Source organism: Sphingomonas sp. Leaf38 (genome assembly GCF_001421825.1).
Taxonomy (GTDB): Bacteria; Pseudomonadota; Alphaproteobacteria; order Sphingomonadales; family Sphingomonadaceae; genus Sphingomonas.
The window spans coordinates 1,500,993-1,502,714 of record NZ_LMLD01000011.1 but is presented as its reverse complement, the minus strand read 5'-3'; the positions used below and the strand labels follow the sequence as shown (position 1 = coordinate 1,502,714).

At 63.9% G+C, this 1,722-nt stretch carries 2 protein-coding genes; both read left to right on the top strand.

Going from position 1 to position 1,722, the window contains the following annotated elements; genetic code table 11:
• The first annotated feature begins 116 nt into the window (after positions 1–116).
• Positions 117–1,178, top strand: a complete 1,062-nt coding sequence (locus tag ASE88_RS14300; protein ID WP_056478757.1) for a 1,9-bis(guanidino)-5-aza-nonane synthase — start codon at positions 117–119, stop codon at positions 1,176–1,178.
• Between the two features lie 110 nt (positions 1,179–1,288).
• Positions 1,289–1,714, top strand: coding sequence for an MAPEG family protein (locus tag ASE88_RS14295; RefSeq protein WP_056478754.1), 426 nt, complete (start codon positions 1,289–1,291; stop codon positions 1,712–1,714).
• Positions 1,715–1,722 lie beyond the last annotated feature (8 nt).

The window sequence follows — 1,722 nt, the reverse complement described above, 5'->3', positions numbered from 1 at the left end:
GGGGGGGGGGGGGGGGGGGGGGGGGCCTTGTCCGCGAGCGATGGCGTTCGCGGATCGATCAGCCCCTCCCCTAACCCCTCCCGCTAGCGGGAGGGGAATTTCTGGAGAATTCAGACATGACCGAAGACACCCGCATCGACGCGCAGCGCAAGGCTGAGCTCCTGTCCACCACCGTCGAGCATATCGACATCACCAGCTTCGACGCGCGGCCGATCGTCGACGCGATGAAGAAGATGTCGTTCACCAGCCGCGACCTCGGCCGTGCGACCGACATCTACAACCAGATGCTCTCCGACAAGGACTGCACGATCTTCCTCGTGATCGCGGGCTCGACGAGCGCTGGCGGTTGCATGGACCTGTATGCCGAGCTGTTGCGCAACAACATGATCGACGGCATCGTCGCGACCGGCGCGACCATCGTCGACATGGATTTCTTCGAGGGCCTCGGCCACAAGCATTATCAGGCGCTCGAAGTGCCGCACGACGACGTGCTGCGCTCGCTGATGATCGACCGGATCTACGACACCTATATCGACGAGGAAGAGCTCCAGCACGTCGACCACACGATCTTCGAGATCGCCGAGACGCTCGAGCCGCGCGCCTATTCGAGCCGCGAGTTCATCCGCGAGATGGGCAAGTACCTCGTCGAGCACGGCAAGAAGGAGAACAGCCTCGTCAAGCTCGCCTATGAGCATGACGTGCCGATCTTCTGCCCGGCATTCGTCGACAGCTCGGCGGGCTTCGGTCTGGTCAAGCACCAGGTCGACGCGGTGAAGGCGGGCAAGCCGTACATGGTCCTCGACGCGATCGCCGATTTCCGCGAGCTCACCGAGATCAAGATCAAGGCTGGCACCACAGGGCTTCTCATGATCGGCGGCGGCGTGCCGAAGAACTTCATTCAGGACACCGTGGTGTGCGCCGAGATCCTCGGTCACGATGACGTCCAGGTCCACAAATACGCGGTGCAGATCACGGTGGCGGACGTGCGCGACGGTGCGTGCTCGTCCTCGACGCTGCAGGAGGCGGCATCGTGGGGCAAGGTCAACACCGGCATCGAGCAGATGGTATTCGCCGAAGCGGGTTCGGTCATGCCGCTGCTGGCATCGGACGCGTACCACCGCGGCCATTGGAAGGACCGTCCGGTCCGCAAGTGGGGCGCGAGCTTCGACAAGGCCTGACTTCTACGTCCTCCCCCTGGCGGGGGAGGATTGGCGGAACTGCGATCGGCATTGCCCCCACAGGGCAATTGAGGCAGCCTCTCCCGGGGATAACCGGGGGAGGCTTTTTCATGCACAGCGACATCCTGCGACCGATGGTGGCACTGATCGCGTGGACGCTCGTCATGCTGGGCTGGACGCTCGCCACGCGGCTGCCGGCGATGAAGGCGGCGGGCGTCGACCTGCGCACGCTCGTCGGCACCAAGGGCTCCGATGCCGACCGGTCGCTGCCCCCGCAGGCCCAGTGGAAAGCTCATAATTACAATCATCTGATGGAACAGCCGACGCTGTTCTACGCAGTCTGCGTCGTGCTGGCGCTGAGCGGCTCGGGCGATGGGGTCAACGCCTGGATCGCCTGGGCCTATGTCGGGCTGCGGATCGTGCACAGCCTGATCCAGGCGACCAGCAACCGCGTCCGCGACCGTTTCTTTGCCTTCATGCTGTCGAGCCTGACGCTGGTGGCGCTTACACTGCACGCGGCATTGGCGGTGTTTTGAGGATCTTG

Excerpts from the sequence above, each read along its gene's own strand:
- ASE88_RS14300 (WP_056478757.1), top strand. The coding sequence starts at position 117 with ATGACCGAAGACACCCGCATCGACGCGCAGCGCAAGGCTGAGCTCCTG.
- ASE88_RS14295 (WP_056478754.1), top strand. The coding sequence starts at position 1,289 with ATGCACAGCGACATCCTGCGACCGATGGTGGCACTGATCGCGTGGACG.